This is a genomic window from Herbiconiux sp. SALV-R1 (genome assembly GCF_013113715.1).
In the GTDB taxonomy this organism is placed as follows: domain Bacteria; phylum Actinomycetota; class Actinomycetes; order Actinomycetales; family Microbacteriaceae; genus Herbiconiux.
Genome location: NZ_CP053344.1, coordinates 2,124,516 through 2,138,063, shown reverse-complemented (window position 1 = coordinate 2,138,063; position 13,548 = coordinate 2,124,516). Strand labels below are relative to the sequence as shown.

Below are 13,548 nucleotides of genomic sequence, written 5' to 3'. Positions count from 1 at the left end.
TCCTACTCGCCGGCCGACTTGCGGGCGGCGTCGAGCCGCTCCCGGGCGCCGAGCAACCACTCCTCGCAGCGGGAGGCGAGCGCCTCGCCGCGCTCCCAGAGCGCGAGCGACTGCTCGAGGGTGGAGGAGCCCTGCTCGAGCTCTCCGACCACCCGGATGAGCTCGTCGCGAGCCTCTTCATAGCTCAGCGTCTGCACGTCGGACGCGGGCGTGGTGGGCATGTATACAATCCTAACGTTTCGAGGTCACCGGTCGCTGCGAGCGCCCGACGACACGGCGTCGAAGGCTCCCTCGGCGACGGTGACGGTGAGCGAGGCGCCCTCGGGCGCCGCATCCGCTGTTCTGACGATGTGGCCGCCGCGGTCTTGCACGATGGCGTACCCGCGGTCGAGCGTGCGCTGGGGCGAGAGGGCCCGCAGGTGCCCGGCGAGCTCGCGCACGCGGTCGCCCTCCCGCTCGATGGCGCGCGTGACGAGTTCGTCGCCGCGGGCGACGAAGCGCGTGAGGTCTTCGGAGCGGAAGTCGACGATCCACCGCGGGTTCGCGAGCACCGGCCGCGAGCGGATCTGCTCCACCCGGTCGACCTGCACCGACACCAGGTGGGAGATGCGGCTCCGGATGCGCGACCTGGCCTGGTCCACCCGGCTCAGCTCCTCGCCGACGTCGGGGACTACCCGTTTGGCGGCATCGGTGGGGGTCGACGCGCGCAGATCGGCGACGAGGTCGAGCAGCGGGGTGTCGGCCTCGTGGCCGATGGCGCTGACGATGGGCGTGGTGGCCGCCGCCGCGGCGCGCACCACCGCTTCGTCGCTGAAGCCGAGCAGGTTCTGGAAGTCGCCGCCGCCCCGGGCGACGATGATGACGTCGACGGCGGGGTCGGCGTCGAGCCGGGCGATCGCCCGCGCCACCTCGCGGGCCGTGCGGTCGCCCTGCACCGCGGCGTGCACCACCTCGAACCGCACCGAGGGCCAGCGCAGCTGGGCGTTGCGCAGCACGTCTTTCTCGGCGTCGCTGTCTTTGCCGGTGATGAGGCCCACACCGCTCGGGAGAAACGGAAGGGGGCGCTTGCGCTCGGGCGAGAACAAGCCCTCGGCGGCGAGCTGCGCCTTCAGTCTTTCGAGCTTCTCGAGCAGGTCGCCGAGGCCCACGTGGCGCATGTCGAAGACCTGCATGGTGAGCGTGCCGCCGCGCACCCAGTAGTTCGGCTTGATGAGGGCGATGACGTGGTCGCCCTGCTTGAGGTCGGCCGGGATCTTCGCCCGCACCGACGACCACACGGTGAACCCGATGGTGGCGTCACCCGTGAGGTCTTTGAGCTTGCCGTAGACGTTGCCGCCCGACACTCCCCACTGGGTGATCTCGCCCTCCACCCACGCGGTGCCGAGCCGGTCGATGTAGGCGCGCACCTTCTGCGCGAGCTCGCCCACGGGCCATGGGTTCTCGAGCGTGGGCGGGCCCGAGACGAAGGCGGGCGTCTCGCTCACGATGGATCTCCTTCAGAGGGATGGTCGGCGGCGCCGGAACCGGCGCGGCATGATCGGCCGGCGCACAGTCAGGCCGACGTAGACTTCTAGGGTGAGCACTGCGACGACCATCAGCCTGCCCATGCCGAGAATCCCCGGCGCGCGCAACCGGCTCAAGGATAACCCTGTGGCCGGTCAGAAGCGTGTGCTCCTGGCGGCCCCTCGGGGGTACTGTGCAGGAGTCGACCGCGCAGTGGTGGCTGTGGAGAAGGCACTCGAGAACTACGGCGCTCCGGTCTACGTGCGCAAGCAGATCGTTCACAACGTGCACGTCGTCTCCACGCTCGAGAAGCGCGGGGCCGTCTTCGTCGACGAGGTCGACGAGGTGCCCGAGGGCGCCCATGTCGTCTTCTCGGCCCACGGCGTCTCGCCGGCGGTGGTGCAGGGCGCCGCCGACCGCGGCCTCCAGGCCATCGACGCGACCTGCCCGCTCGTCACCAAGGTGCACCGCGAGGCCGTGCGCTTCGCCCGCGACGACTTCGAGATCCTGCTCATCGGCCACGAGGGCCACGAAGAGGTCGAGGGCACCGCAGGTGAGGCGCCCGAGCACATCACGCTGGTCAACAGTCCGGATGCTGTGGACGACATCGAGGTGAAAGACCCCGACAAGGTGGTGTGGCTGTCGCAGACCACGCTCTCGGTCGACGAGACCATGGAGACGGTGCGGCGCCTGCGCGAGAAGTTCCCCAACCTGCAAGACCCGCCCTCCGACGACATCTGCTACGCCACGCAGAACCGACAGGTCGCGATCAAGAAGGTGGCGCAGGGCGCCGACCTCGTCATCGTGGTGGGGTCGGCGAACTCGTCGAACTCGGTGCGGCTCGTCGAGGTCGCCCTCGAGTACGGTGCGAAGGCCGCCTACCGCGTCGACTACGCCCACGAGGTCAAGCAGGAGTGGCTCGACGGCGTCGAGACCGTCGGCGTCACCTCGGGCGCATCGGTTCCCGAGGTGCTCGTGCAGGAGCTGCTCGACGACCTCGCCGGCGCGGGCTACGGCGAGATCGAGACCGTGCAGACGGCTGAGGAAGACCTCGTGTTCTCGCTCCCCAAGGAGCTGCGCCGCGACACCTCGGGCAAGCGCGACTCGCGCGCCCTCGGCGGGCGCCACCGCGCCTGAGCCGCCGCTAGGGCGCCGTGCGCAGCAACCCGTCCATGAGCGCCGGGTCGGCGGTCATCGCGATCGTGTAGACGACGATGCTGATGACGAACGCCACGACGGCCCCGATGATCGGGATGAAGAACGCGAGCTTGTTCGCGCGCAACCGCCGCAGTGAGTAGAGCACGGTGAGAGCGAAGGTGAGCAGCGTGAGCACCCCGCCGGTGACTCCCGCCGAGTTGGCGGTGTCGTAGGCCGTGTAGGTGCCGCTGATGCCGAGGATGTCCATGGCCTGCTGCAGCGCGGCGGGCAGGCTGAACATGCCGAACGCTGTGTTGACGCTCCAGAAGGCGCCGATGACGAGCAGCACCATCGTCGCGATGCGGTCGCCGCGGCGGGGTGCGGGGGCTGCACCGGGCACCTCGGTTCCGGGAGTGGGCGCCGCCCAGTGCTGCGACGCGGGCTGCCGGGAGGGCTGCTGCGCGAGCGACGTCGGCCCCGCGGAAGCCGGGCCCGTGGGTGAGGGGGCCGGGGGAGCCGTCGGAGCGCTCTCGGGCTGCCGCTCCTGGGGCGGCTGCCACACCCAGCCTTCGGGGGCGAGCTCTCCGTACTTCGGCTTCGGTCGTTCGTCGCTCACGCGGGGTGTCGCATCCTTCTGATCGATCGCTGTTCTGACCGGGGAGACGGATGCTGCGCCGGCGAGACCAGGCGCAGCATCCGCTCGGTCACTTGGAGGAGTGGCCGGCCGAGCCGAGCTGCTGCGTGGCCTCGACCACGCGGGCGGCCATGGCGGTCTCGGCGACCTTGCCCCAGGCGCGGGGGTCGTAGAGCTTCTTGTTGCCGACCTCGCCGTCGACCTTCAGCACACCCTCGTAGCCGGTGAACATGCTGCCGGCGATGGAGCGGGTGAAGGCGTACTGGGTGTCGGTGTCGATGTTCATCTTCACGACGCCGTTCGCGACGGCCTCGGCGATCTCGGCGTCGGTCGAGCCCGAGCCGCCGTGGAAGACGAGGTCGAGCGGCTTCGGGCCGTGGCCGTACTTTTCGGCGAGGCCGTCCTGGATCTCCTTGAGGAGCTCGGGCTTCAACTTCACGTTGCCGGGCTTGTAGACGCCGTGCACGTTGCCGAAGGTGAGGGCTGCCATGTAGCGGCCGTTCTCGCCGAGGCCGAGGGCCTCGACGGTCTTGATGGCGTCGTCGAGCGTGGTGTAGAGGTGCTCGTTGATGTCGTGGCTCACGCCGTCTTCTTCGCCGCCGACGACGCCGATCTCGACCTCGAGGATGGCGTTGATGGCCTTGGTGCGCTTCAGCATGTCTTCGGCGATGCGGAGGTTGTCGTCGAGCGGGATGGCCGATCCGTCCCACATGTGCGACTGGAAGATGGGGTTGCGGCCGGCCTTGACCTCCTCTTCCGAGGCCGCGATGAGAGGCATCACGAAGTCGGCGAGGGCGGGCTCGGGGCAGTGGTCGGTGTGCAGTGCGACCTTGACGGAGTAGTTCTTCGCCACCTCGTGGGCGAAGGCGGCGAAAGCGAGGGCGCCGGTGGCGCGGGCCTTCACGGTGTGCCCTGCGAAGTAGTCGGCACCTCCGGTGGTGACCTGGATGATGCCGTCGGAACCGGCCTCGGCCAGGCCCTGCAGCACCGCGTTCAGGGTCTGCGACGAGGAGACGTTGACGGCGGGGTAGGCGAAGCCGCCGGCCTTCGCCTTGTCGAGCATCTCTGCGTACTCATCGGGGGTTGCAATGGGCATGTCATCTCCTTTGGTGGGCGCGGAAGCGTCGCGCCGGCCGGTGCCGTTCGGTTCCGAGTCTAGCGATGCGCGCCAGGCCGCCGAGGCGCCGCCAGGGCTCTAGCCTGGAAGCTCCGACCCTTCTGCCAGGAGGCCGCGCCATGAAGACCGTCATCCTCGACGACGACCCCACCGGAACGCAGTCGGCGACGAACGTGCCCGTGCTGTTCGCGACCTCCGCAGACCCGCTCGACGCAGCGCTCCTCGCCGAGACGCTCTCGCAGCACGACAGCGTCTACCTGCTCACCAACTCGCGGGCGATCGACGAGGATGCTGCGGTCGAGCTGGTGACGCGCATCCGGGATCTGAGTCTTCGCGCGGGGGAGGCCCTCGGCGAGGAGATGCAGTTCGTGCTGCGGGGCGACTCGACGCTGCGGGGGCACGTCTTCGCCGAGTGCGAGGTCTTCCTGCGAACGGATGCGGATGCGGTGCTCGTCTTCGTTCCCGCCTTTCCCGATGGTGGGCGCACCACGGTCGACGGGGTGCACTATGTCACGGTGAACGGGGAGACGCTGCCGGCGCACGAGACGGAGTTCGCCGCCGACCCGGTGTTCCCGTTCGCGACGGCGCGACTGGTCGATTACGTGGCGTCGAAGTCGTCGCGGGTCGGGGTGCCGTTCCCCCTCGGGCGTTTGCGGACGGAGCCGGGGGCGCTCGCGTCCCTTCTGCTGTCGGTCGCCGCGGGGTCGGTGGTGGTTCCGGATGCGGAGACGAACGATGACATCCGGCTGATCGCCCGGGCCATCCGCGAGGCCCGTGAGGGCGGGCGTGCGGTGGTGGTGCGGAGCGCGTCGCCGCTCGCGGCGGTGCTGGCGGGGGTGGAGAGCACGGGGTTGCTGTCGGTGCCCTTGGAGCCGTTGGTGCCGGGCGCCGGTGCCCTTCCGGTCGCCGGTTCGGGGCTGGGCGCCGGTGCGCAGCCGCTCGCCGCGCTGCTCGTGTGCGGGTCGCACACGGCGGGGGCGACGGCGCAGCTCGCCGAGGTGGAGCGGTCGTGGGGCTCGTTCGCGGTGATCGACACCGACAGGGCACTCGCGGCTCCCGCTGAGGAGGGGCTGCGCGCCGCGGGCGCTGCTCGCTCACAGCTCGCCAGTTGGAGTTTGGCCGTGGTGACGACCGAGCGCGTGAGGTCGGCGCAGCACAACACGCTCGATCACGGGGAACGGGTGATGGAGGCGCTCACCGCGGCGGTGAGGTCGCTGCTGCCCGACGTGGGTGTCGTGGTGTCGAAGGGGGGCATCACCTCGGCCGAGGTGGCGCGCGTGGGGCTGGGGGCGCGGTCGGCGACGGTGCTCGGGCAGGTGCTGCCCGGGGTGTCGGTGTGGCGGCTCACCGCGGTCGACGGGCGGTCGCTGCTGTACGTGGTGGTGCCGGGGAACGTGGGCGACGAGCTCACCCTCGTGCGGGTGCTCGACGCGGTCGGGGTGAAGCCTTCCCGGTAGTGTGGAATCGGCACGGCACGGCGGCTTGCCGCCTTTCCACGTGCGTCATGGCGTGATCACGCGCTGATCTGATCTTGTTCTGGAAGGACCACGATGACCGCGGACTCCGCACCCCTCTACGCCCACCCCGACCGCAACCTGGCGATGGAGCTGGTGCGCGCGACCGAAGCCGCCGCCATCCGGGCGCAGCCGTTCATCGGCAAGGGCGACAAGAACGCCGCCGATGGGGCTGCCGTCGACGCGATGCGCGCGTTCCTCGGCACGGTCGACTTCGACGGCGTGATCGTCATCGGCGAGGGGGAGAAAGACGAGGCGCCGATGCTCTTCAACGGCGAGCACGTCGGCACGGGCCGCGGCCCATCGTGCGACATCGCCGTCGACCCGATCGACGGCACCTCGCTCACCGCCGCCGGGCGCCAGAACGCGATCTCGATGCTCGCGGTCTCCGACCGCGGCACCATGCTCGACGCGTCGTCGGTGTTCTACATGAACAAGATCGTCACCGACGCCGACGGCATCGGCGTGATCGACATCGACCGCCCGATCGGCGACAACATCAGGGCGCTGGCGAAGGCGAAGGGCAAAGACGTCGGCGACATCCGCGTCGCCGTGCTCGACCGGCCGCGACACGCGCCGCTCATCGACGAGATCCGCGCCGCCGGCGCCGGCACGCGGCTCATGCTCGACGGCGACGTCGCGGGCGGCATCAACGCCGCGCGGTACGGCACGCGCATCGACATGTGCGTGGGCATCGGCGGCAGCCCCGAGGGTGTCGCCACGGCGTGCGCCATCAAGGCGCTCGGCGGGTTCATCCAGACGCGGCTCGCGCCCAAAAACGACGAGGAGCGCCAGAAGGGCATCGACGCCGGCCTCGACGTCGACAAGCTCTACACCGCCGACGACCTCGTGAAGGGCGACAACACCTTCTTCGTCGCCACCGGCGTCACCGACGGCGGACTCGTCGCCGGCGTCAAGCGCCTCGGCCCCATCATCCGCACCGAGTCGATCGTGCTCCGCTCCCACTCCGGCACCATCCGCCGCATCGAGGCCGACCACCTTTTGGAGAAGTGGCTCTAGCCCCCGCCCCGGCCCCATAACACCGGCCGCACCGCCGAAAACCTCGCAGCCGACCGCCGATCGCCGGCTGCCGACTACCGCCGGCTGCCGACTACCGACCGTCGGCTGCCGACTACCGCCGGCTGCCGACTACCGACCGCCGGCTGCCGACCACTGAGCGCGGCTGAAGTAGCGCGCCCGCCGGCGGTGGCTTGTGCCTGCGCACGTGGCCATGGGTGCTGGGGCCGGGCCCGACAAGTGCCGACACGACAAAGCCGCCCGTTTACCTTGCGAACCTGGGCGGCTTGGTCGGTGCGGCGGTCTGGTGACGCGGCCGGCGGTCGGGTCGGGCCGGGGTTAGATGAGGCGGGGGCCGGTGGTGCCGGTGGGGCGGTCGTCGTCGAGGTTGATCTCGAGTTCGACGACGAGGGCGTCGTGTTCGTGGGCGAGGTAGTCGGCGTCGCGCCGCGGAGCACCACCCCCGAGGGCGTCGAGTTCGGCGACCGTGCGCTCGACCTCGGCCGTGCGCTCGTCGTCGCTCTGCTCGAGCGGCCCGGCCGTGTCGGAGTCGGAGGCTGAAGCGCTGGTGCTCGCCTCGACGTCAGCATCCTCACCGGCAGCATCACCGGCGGGCTGCTTCGCGCCTGCGCGCGGGGTGCGGTAGGAGCTGCGCGAGCGCTTAGGAGTGCTCTCGTCGCCAGCGGCGTCGTGGGCGTGGGCGACAGCGTCGAGGGCTGCGGGGGTGGCGGCCTCGAGCTCGGCGAGGAGCTCGTGACCCGCGATCTCGCGCGGCGACTCCTCGAGGGTGGTGAGCTCGGGGAACAGGCTCTCGCTCGAGAGTGCCCCGAGCTTGCGGGCGGTGGGGAACACCTGGCGCTCGAAGGAGCCGATGAAGGCGTTGTAGTCCTTCACGGTGCGGTCGATGGTGCGGCCCAGCTTGTCGATGTGCGTGGCCGTCTTGCCGAGGCGCGTGTAGAGCTGCTGGCTGAGGTCGAACAGCTGACGCGCCTCCTGCGTGAGCACGTCTTGCTGCCACGAGAACGCGACGGTCTTGAGCACCGACCAGAGGGTGACGGGTGAGGCGAGCGCGACGCGCTTGCCGAAGGCGAACTCCATGATGCCGGGGTCGGCCTCGAGGGCGCTCGACACCAACGACTCGCTGGGGATGAAGGCGATGACGAGTTCGGGCGAGGCCTCCAGGCCGTTCCAGTAGCCCTTGCTGCCGAGGGCCGTGATGTGGTCGCGCAGGGCCTTCACGTGTTTCTTCATGAGCTGGGCGCGCCGATCGCCCTCGGCTCCGGTGGCCGAAGCGGGGATGGCCGAGGCTTCAAGGTAGGCGTCGAACGGCACCTTGGCGTCGACGGCGATGTTCTTGCCGCCCGGCAGGTGCACCACCATGTCGGGCCGCCCCGCCCCGGCGTCGCTCACGATCGACGTCTGCACGTCGAAGTCGACCCGCTCGATGAGACCGGCGGCCTCCACCACGCTCCGCAGCTGCGTCTCTCCCCACACCCCGCGGGTGCTGTTCGAGCGCAACGCGGAGGCGAGCGACTCGGCGGTCGAACGCAGGCGCTCCTCCGACTCCGTCGCCGACTTCAGCTGCTGCGACAGCTCGCCGTACTGCTGCTGGCGCTGGGCCTCGAGCTCGACGACCTTCGCCTGCACGGCCTTGAGACTCTCCTGCACGGGGCTCAGCGCGACGAGCACTTTGCCGTCTTCTTCGATGCGGGCCGCCTCGGCCTCCTTCAGGGCGCGCAAGCGCTCCTGGAAGTCGGTGAGCCGCTCCTCCTGCGCCGCGATCTGCGCGCGGTACTGCTCGTCTTGCTGGGCGAGACGCTGCCGCGCCTGCTCCTGCGCGAAGGCGAGCTGCTGCTCGAACTGCTGCCGCGCGGCGGCGGTCTGCTCGCGATGGGCCGCGGAGACGGCCTCGGCCTGCTCACGGCTCTGCGCGAGCTGCTCGCGGTGCGCGAGCGCCGTCGACTCGGCCTGCTCGCGCAGGGCGAGGGCCGTCGCGTCGACCGCGGCGAGACGCGCCTGCAGCGTGGAGCGCTCCTCGACCAGCTGCTCGACCTTGGCGCGGACCCCCGCGAGGTCGGCCGTTCGCTCGGCGAGGGCGCTCTCGAGAGCGGGGTCTGACCCGCCCCGCGCATCCGTTCGGCGAGTACGAGCGACCAGAACGCCGCCGACCACGCCGAGCGCGAGGCCGATGACCAGACCGAGGAGGAGGGGGAGGAGGGCTTCCATGCAGCAAGTGTGGCAGCAGCCACCGACATCGGGTCGGCGGCTCGTCGCGGGGCCGTCGAAAACGCCCTGTCCGATGTCGGTGGCAGCACCTAGGCTTGCCTCCAATGAACGGGCCGTCGAGTGCCGGCCACGCCTTGTTACGGAAGCAGGAACCATGCCAGACACGCTCCCCGTGGTCAACCACTGGGTCTCCGGCGCCGAACTCGTGAGCACGAGCGGCCGCACCGCCCCGGTCTACGACCCCGCCCTTGGTGTGCAGACCAAAGAGGTCGCCCTCGCGAACGGCCCCGAGATCGACGCGGCCGTGGCAGCGGCGAAAGCAGCCTTCCCTGGCTGGCGCGACACCAGCATCGCGAAGCGGCAGCAGGTGCTGTTCGCCTTCCGTGAGCTGCTCAACAGCCGCCGAGGAGAGCTCGCCGAGATCCTCACGAGCGAGCACGGCAAAGTGCTCTCCGACGCGGCGGGCGAGATCGCACGCGGCCTCGAGGTCGTCGAGCTCGCCACCGGGTTCCCGCACCTGCTGAAGGGCGAATACTCCGAGAACGTGTCGACCGGGGTCGATGTCTACTCGCTGAAGCAGCCTCTCGGCGTCGTCGGCATCATCAGCCCGTTCAACTTCCCGGCGATGGTGCCGATGTGGTTCTTCCCGATCGCCATCGCCGCGGGCAACACGGTCGTGCTGAAGCCGAGCGAGAAAGACCCGAGCGCCGCCAATTGGCTCGCCGCCCTGTTCAAGGAGGCCGGCCTCCCCGACGGCGTCTTCAACGTGCTCCACGGCGACAAGGAGGCGGTCGACGGGCTGCTCGAGCACCGCGACGTCAAGAGCATCTCGTTCGTCGGTTCCACCCCCATCGCCCACTACATCTACGAGACCGCTGCCCGCAACGGCAAGCGGGTGCAGGCGCTCGGCGGCGCGAAGAACCACATGCTGGTGCTGCCCGACGCCGACCTCGACCTCGCCGCCGACGCCGCCATCAACGCGGGTTTCGGCTCGGCGGGTGAGCGCTGCATGGCCATCAGCGTGCTGGTCGCCGTCGACACCATCGCCGACGAGCTGGTCGCGAAGATCCAGCAGCGCATGGCGGGACTGAAGACCGGTGACGGCCGCCGCTCCTGTGACATGGGCCCGCTCATCACGAAGGTGCACCGCGACAAGGTGGCCGGCTACATCGACGTCGCGAACGCCGACGGCGCCACCGTCGTGGTCGACGGTCGCGGGGTCGAGGTCGACGGCGAGGCCGACGGCTTCTGGCTCGGCCCCACCCTCATCGACAACGTGCCCACGAGCTCCGCGGTGTACCTCGATGAGATCTTCGGCCCGGTGCTGTCGGTCGTGCGCGTGCACTCCTATGAGGAGGGCGTCGACCTCATCAACAACGGTGCCTACGGCAACGGCACCGCCATCTTCACCAACGATGGGGGAGCGGCCCGCCGCTTCCAGAACGAGGTGGAGGTGGGCATGATCGGCATCAACGTGCCGATCCCGGTGCCGGTCGCCTATCACTCCTTCGGCGGCGTCAAAGACTCCATCTTTGGCGACTCGAAGGCCTACGGTCTGGCAGGCTTCCGCTTCTTCACGCAGGAGAAGGCGGTCACCTCGCGCTGGCTCGACCCCTCGCACGGCGGCATCAACCTCGGCTTCCCGCAGAACTGACCGGCGGATGCGCGGGCCGGCCCACTCAGACCGGCCCGCGCATCCGGTGGCGCACCGTCGAACCGGTGGGCGCGCATCCGGAAGCTAGGATTGACCCTCGTGGCTCTTACTATCGCGATCGTCGGACTCCCCAACGTGGGCAAGTCGACCCTGTTCAACGCCCTCACCAAGAACCAGGTTCTGGCGGCGAACTACCCGTTCGCGACCATCGAGCCGAACGTCGGCGTGGTGAACCTGCCCGACCCGCGTCTCGACAAGCTCGCCGAGATCTTCGGCAGTGAGCGCATCCTGCCGGCGCCGGTGTCGTTCGTCGACATCGCGGGCATCGTGAAGGGTGCGAGCGAGGGGGAGGGGCTCGGCAACAAGTTCCTCGCGAACATCCGTGAGGCGGATGCGATCGCGCAGGTCATCCGCGGCTTCACCGACTCGGATGTCGTGCACGTCGACGGCAAGGTCGATGCGGCGAGTGACATGGAGACGATCAACACCGAGCTCATCCTCGCCGATCTGCAGACGCTCGAGAGGGCCGAGGCGCGCTACGAGAAGGAGGTGCGGGGCAAGAAGCTCGAGCCGGCCGTGCTCGCCGCCGCGCAGGAGGCGCGCGCGTACCTCGACACCGGCAAGCCGCTGTCGACGTCGTCGATCGACCTCGAGCCCATCAAAGAGCTCGGGCTGCTCACCGCGAAGCCCTTCATCTACGTGTTCAACGTCGACGAGGAGATCCTCACCGATCAGGCGCGCAAAGATGCGCTGGCGGCCCTCGTCGCCCCCGCGAAGGCGATCTTCCTCGACGCGAAACTCGAGTCGGAGCTCATCGACCTCGACCCCGAAGACGCCGCCGAACTCCTCGCCTCCACCGGGCAGGAGGAGAGCGGGCTCGACCAGCTCGCCCGCATCGGCTTCGACACGCTCGGCCTCCAGACGTACCTCACGGCCGGGCCGAAGGAGTCGCGTGCCTGGACGATCGGCAAGGGCTGGACGGCTCCGCAGGCGGCCGGTGTCATTCACACCGACTTCCAGAAGGGCTTCATCAAGGCCGAGATCATCTCCTTCGACGACCTCGTCGAGACCGGCTCCGTCGCCGAGGCCCGCGCCAAGGGCAAGGCCCGCATCGAGGGCAAGGACTACGTCATGCACGACGGCGACGTCGTCGAGTTCCGCTTCAACAACTGAGTTCTACGGCGAGTCCGGATGCGCGCGGAGGTCTCGGAAATGGACCATCGAAAGGACAGCGGCGATGTCAGAGGAAGTGGACGTGGTCTGGCTCTGGCGTCCGACCGGCCCAGAAGAACTCGAGCTCGTCCGGGCGACGGGATGGAAGCGGTGGCCGCCTAGGCTCCCCGATCAGCCGATCTTCTATCCGGTGCTCAATCAGGACTATGCGGAACGGATCGCGCGGGAATGGAACGTGCCTGCCTCCGGCGTCGGATACGTGACTCGATTCGCGGTCCGCAGGGCGTTTCTCGACGACTACGACGTGCACCAGGTCGGCGGCCAGACGATTCTCGAGTACTGGATTCCCGCGGAAGACCTCGAGCGTCTGAACGACAACATCGTCGGACTCATCGAAGAGGTCGACAAGTTCCCATGACGACCAAGTGTCACGGGAATGTGGTGCGCCGGAGTCGACAGGTCCGCTAGCGTTCCACGCATGGATGGTCCAGCCGACGTCGAGGCCCGCGCCGAGTCGGGCGAGAATCACCATCGACGAACCCGTGCGGTTCGACTCTCTCGACGAATCGGTGCGACACTCGCTCACCTACATGCTGATCATCGCGCAGAGGTGTCGTGGCGACTACGACGGTTTCGGCGCTCGGGTGGTGCCAACCTCGTGACAGCGCGGCGCCGCCTTTCGCGCGGGGCAGTGTGGGCCCTAGAGTGTGGGGCATGGTTGATGAGGGGGCGCGGGAGCGCCGTGGTGTGTCGCGTCGGACTCTCGTGCAGGCGGCGTGGGCGGCGCCGGTCGTCGCCGTCGCGGTCGCGGCACCGGGGGCGGCTGCATCGGTCGGGACCCCGGAGCTGACGTTTAGCGCGTTCGCGCTCGACGATGACTATGCCTGGGGCACGGTGACGTTCGAGCGGAGCGGGGTCACCGGTCTCAGCCAGACCTTCGACTTCCAGGGGTCGCCGCCGGTGTCGTGGGAGAACATCTACACGGGGCAGTCGACGAACTCCTCGGGCTACTACGCGAGCACCTTGCCCCGAGTAGTCATCGGCAACTACGACGAGATCCGTGCTGCCGCATTCGTGGAGGGCTACGGGTGGACGGTGAGCAACGCCGTTCCCCTCTCCTCCATCTGGGCCTGACCCGTGCGCGAGATCCCCGTCGACATCGTCGCGTACCAGGCACGGCTCGATGACGAGTCGCGCGCGGTGTGCGACGTGCTGCTCGGGGTGATCGAGGCCGAATTGCCCGACGCCGAGCGCAAGGTGTGGCACGCGCATCCGGTGTGGTTCTTCGACGGCAACCCGGTGGTGGGGTACGACCGGTTGAAGGCGTCGGTGCGGCTGCTGTTCTGGAGCGGGCAGGCGTTCGACGAGCCCGCGCTCACCCCGGAGGGCAGCTTCAAGGCCGCGGAGGCGCGCTACACCCACCCCGACCAGATCGACGTCGAGGCGCTGAGGCGGTGGCTGGGCAAGGCGCAGGAGCTGCAGTGGAACTACCGCGACATCCGCCGCAATCGTGGCCTGGTGCCGCTCCGAGGTGTGGAGAACTGATTTCGTCCACAGGTCTGGACTCCGGGCC

Annotated in this window: 13 protein-coding genes; 8 read left to right on the top strand and 5 right to left on the bottom strand. The window is 69.4% G+C overall.

The window, feature by feature from the left end:
* Positions 1–2: 2 nt before the first annotated feature.
* Both HL652_RS10255 and xseA read right to left on the bottom strand, forming a co-directional pair.
* On the bottom strand, positions 3–221 hold the full coding sequence (locus HL652_RS10255) for an exodeoxyribonuclease VII small subunit (RefSeq protein WP_171705231.1): 219 nt from the start codon (positions 219–221) through the stop codon (positions 3–5).
* Between the two features lie 24 nt (positions 222–245).
* On the bottom strand, positions 246–1,484 hold the full coding sequence (gene xseA / locus HL652_RS10250) for an exodeoxyribonuclease VII large subunit (protein WP_171705230.1): 1,239 nt from the start codon (positions 1,482–1,484) through the stop codon (positions 246–248).
* A gap of 121 nt (positions 1,485–1,605) precedes the next feature.
* On the opposite strand from xseA, the gene HL652_RS10245 reads away from it, so the two are divergent.
* Positions 1,606–2,640, top strand: a complete 1,035-nt coding sequence (locus HL652_RS10245) for a 4-hydroxy-3-methylbut-2-enyl diphosphate reductase (RefSeq protein ID WP_171707285.1) — start codon at positions 1,606–1,608, stop codon at positions 2,638–2,640.
* A gap of 7 nt (positions 2,641–2,647) precedes the next feature.
* Here the strand turns inward: HL652_RS10245 and HL652_RS10240 are convergent, their stop codons facing one another.
* Positions 2,648–3,256, bottom strand: coding sequence for a DUF6264 family protein (locus HL652_RS10240; protein ID WP_171705229.1), 609 nt, complete (start codon positions 3,254–3,256; stop codon positions 2,648–2,650).
* An 88-nt stretch (positions 3,257–3,344) separates the two neighbouring features.
* Positions 3,345–4,370 carry a class II fructose-bisphosphate aldolase gene (fbaA, locus tag HL652_RS10235; protein ID WP_171705228.1) on the bottom strand — a complete coding sequence of 342 codons (1,026 nt, stop codon included), beginning with the start codon at positions 4,368–4,370 and terminating at the stop codon, positions 3,345–3,347.
* Positions 4,371–4,510: 140 nt separating this feature from the next.
* Between fbaA and HL652_RS10230 the strand changes: the two genes are divergently transcribed.
* Together HL652_RS10230 and glpX are read left to right on the top strand one after the other, a co-directional pair.
* Positions 4,511–5,848 (top strand): four-carbon acid sugar kinase family protein, encoded by a 1,338-nt coding sequence (locus tag HL652_RS10230; protein ID WP_171705227.1) that lies wholly within the window; start codon positions 4,511–4,513, stop codon positions 5,846–5,848.
* Between the two features lie 93 nt (positions 5,849–5,941).
* Positions 5,942–6,925 (top strand): class II fructose-bisphosphatase, encoded by a 984-nt coding sequence (gene glpX / locus HL652_RS10225; protein ID WP_171705226.1) that lies wholly within the window; start codon positions 5,942–5,944, stop codon positions 6,923–6,925.
* 336 nt (positions 6,926–7,261) lie between these two features.
* Here glpX and HL652_RS10220 read toward each other — a convergent pair whose 3' ends face one another.
* Positions 7,262–9,148, bottom strand: coding sequence for a DNA recombination protein RmuC (locus HL652_RS10220; protein WP_171705225.1), 1,887 nt, complete (start codon positions 9,146–9,148; stop codon positions 7,262–7,264).
* A 154-nt stretch (positions 9,149–9,302) separates the two neighbouring features.
* Between HL652_RS10220 and HL652_RS10215 the strand changes: the two genes are divergently transcribed.
* From HL652_RS10215 to HL652_RS10195, 5 genes are all read left to right on the top strand, one after another.
* The gene (locus HL652_RS10215) at positions 9,303–10,802 is read left to right on the top strand and encodes a CoA-acylating methylmalonate-semialdehyde dehydrogenase (protein ID WP_171705224.1); all 1,500 of its coding nucleotides are present in this window, start codon (positions 9,303–9,305) and stop codon (positions 10,800–10,802) included.
* Positions 10,803–10,901: 99 nt separating this feature from the next.
* Positions 10,902–11,975, top strand: a complete 1,074-nt coding sequence (gene ychF / locus HL652_RS10210) for a redox-regulated ATPase YchF (RefSeq protein ID WP_171705223.1) — start codon at positions 10,902–10,904, stop codon at positions 11,973–11,975.
* 64 nt (positions 11,976–12,039) lie between these two features.
* Positions 12,040–12,393: a hypothetical protein gene (locus tag HL652_RS10205; RefSeq protein ID WP_171705222.1), complete on the top strand. Its 354-nt coding sequence runs from the start codon at positions 12,040–12,042 to the stop codon at positions 12,391–12,393.
* 296 nt (positions 12,394–12,689) lie between these two features.
* On the top strand, positions 12,690–13,109 hold the full coding sequence (locus HL652_RS10200; RefSeq protein ID WP_171705221.1) for a hypothetical protein: 420 nt from the start codon (positions 12,690–12,692) through the stop codon (positions 13,107–13,109).
* Positions 13,110–13,112: 3 nt separating this feature from the next.
* Positions 13,113–13,520 (top strand): DUF1801 domain-containing protein, encoded by a 408-nt coding sequence (locus HL652_RS10195; RefSeq protein ID WP_216604062.1) that lies wholly within the window; start codon positions 13,113–13,115, stop codon positions 13,518–13,520.
* Positions 13,521–13,548: the final 28 nt, after the last annotated feature.

Bases quoted from the DNA above. Each gene is read 5' to 3' on its own strand.
- HL652_RS10255 (WP_171705231.1), bottom strand. From the start codon at position 221: ATGCCCACCACGCCCGCGTCCGACGTGCAGACGCTGAGCTATGAAGAG.
- HL652_RS10245 (WP_171707285.1), top strand. From the start codon at position 1,606: ATGCCGAGAATCCCCGGCGCGCGCAACCGGCTCAAGGATAACCCTGTG.
- fbaA (WP_171705228.1), bottom strand. From the start codon at position 4,370: ATGCCCATTGCAACCCCCGATGAGTACGCAGAGATGCTCGACAAGGCG.
- HL652_RS10230 (WP_171705227.1), top strand. From the start codon at position 4,511: ATGAAGACCGTCATCCTCGACGACGACCCCACCGGAACGCAGTCGGCG.
- glpX (WP_171705226.1), top strand. From the start codon at position 5,942: ATGACCGCGGACTCCGCACCCCTCTACGCCCACCCCGACCGCAACCTG.
- HL652_RS10220 (WP_171705225.1), bottom strand. From the start codon at position 9,148: ATGGAAGCCCTCCTCCCCCTCCTCCTCGGTCTGGTCATCGGCCTCGCG.
- HL652_RS10215 (WP_171705224.1), top strand. From the start codon at position 9,303: ATGCCAGACACGCTCCCCGTGGTCAACCACTGGGTCTCCGGCGCCGAA.
- HL652_RS10205 (WP_171705222.1), top strand. From the start codon at position 12,040: ATGTCAGAGGAAGTGGACGTGGTCTGGCTCTGGCGTCCGACCGGCCCA.
- HL652_RS10200 (WP_171705221.1), top strand. From the start codon at position 12,690: ATGGTTGATGAGGGGGCGCGGGAGCGCCGTGGTGTGTCGCGTCGGACT.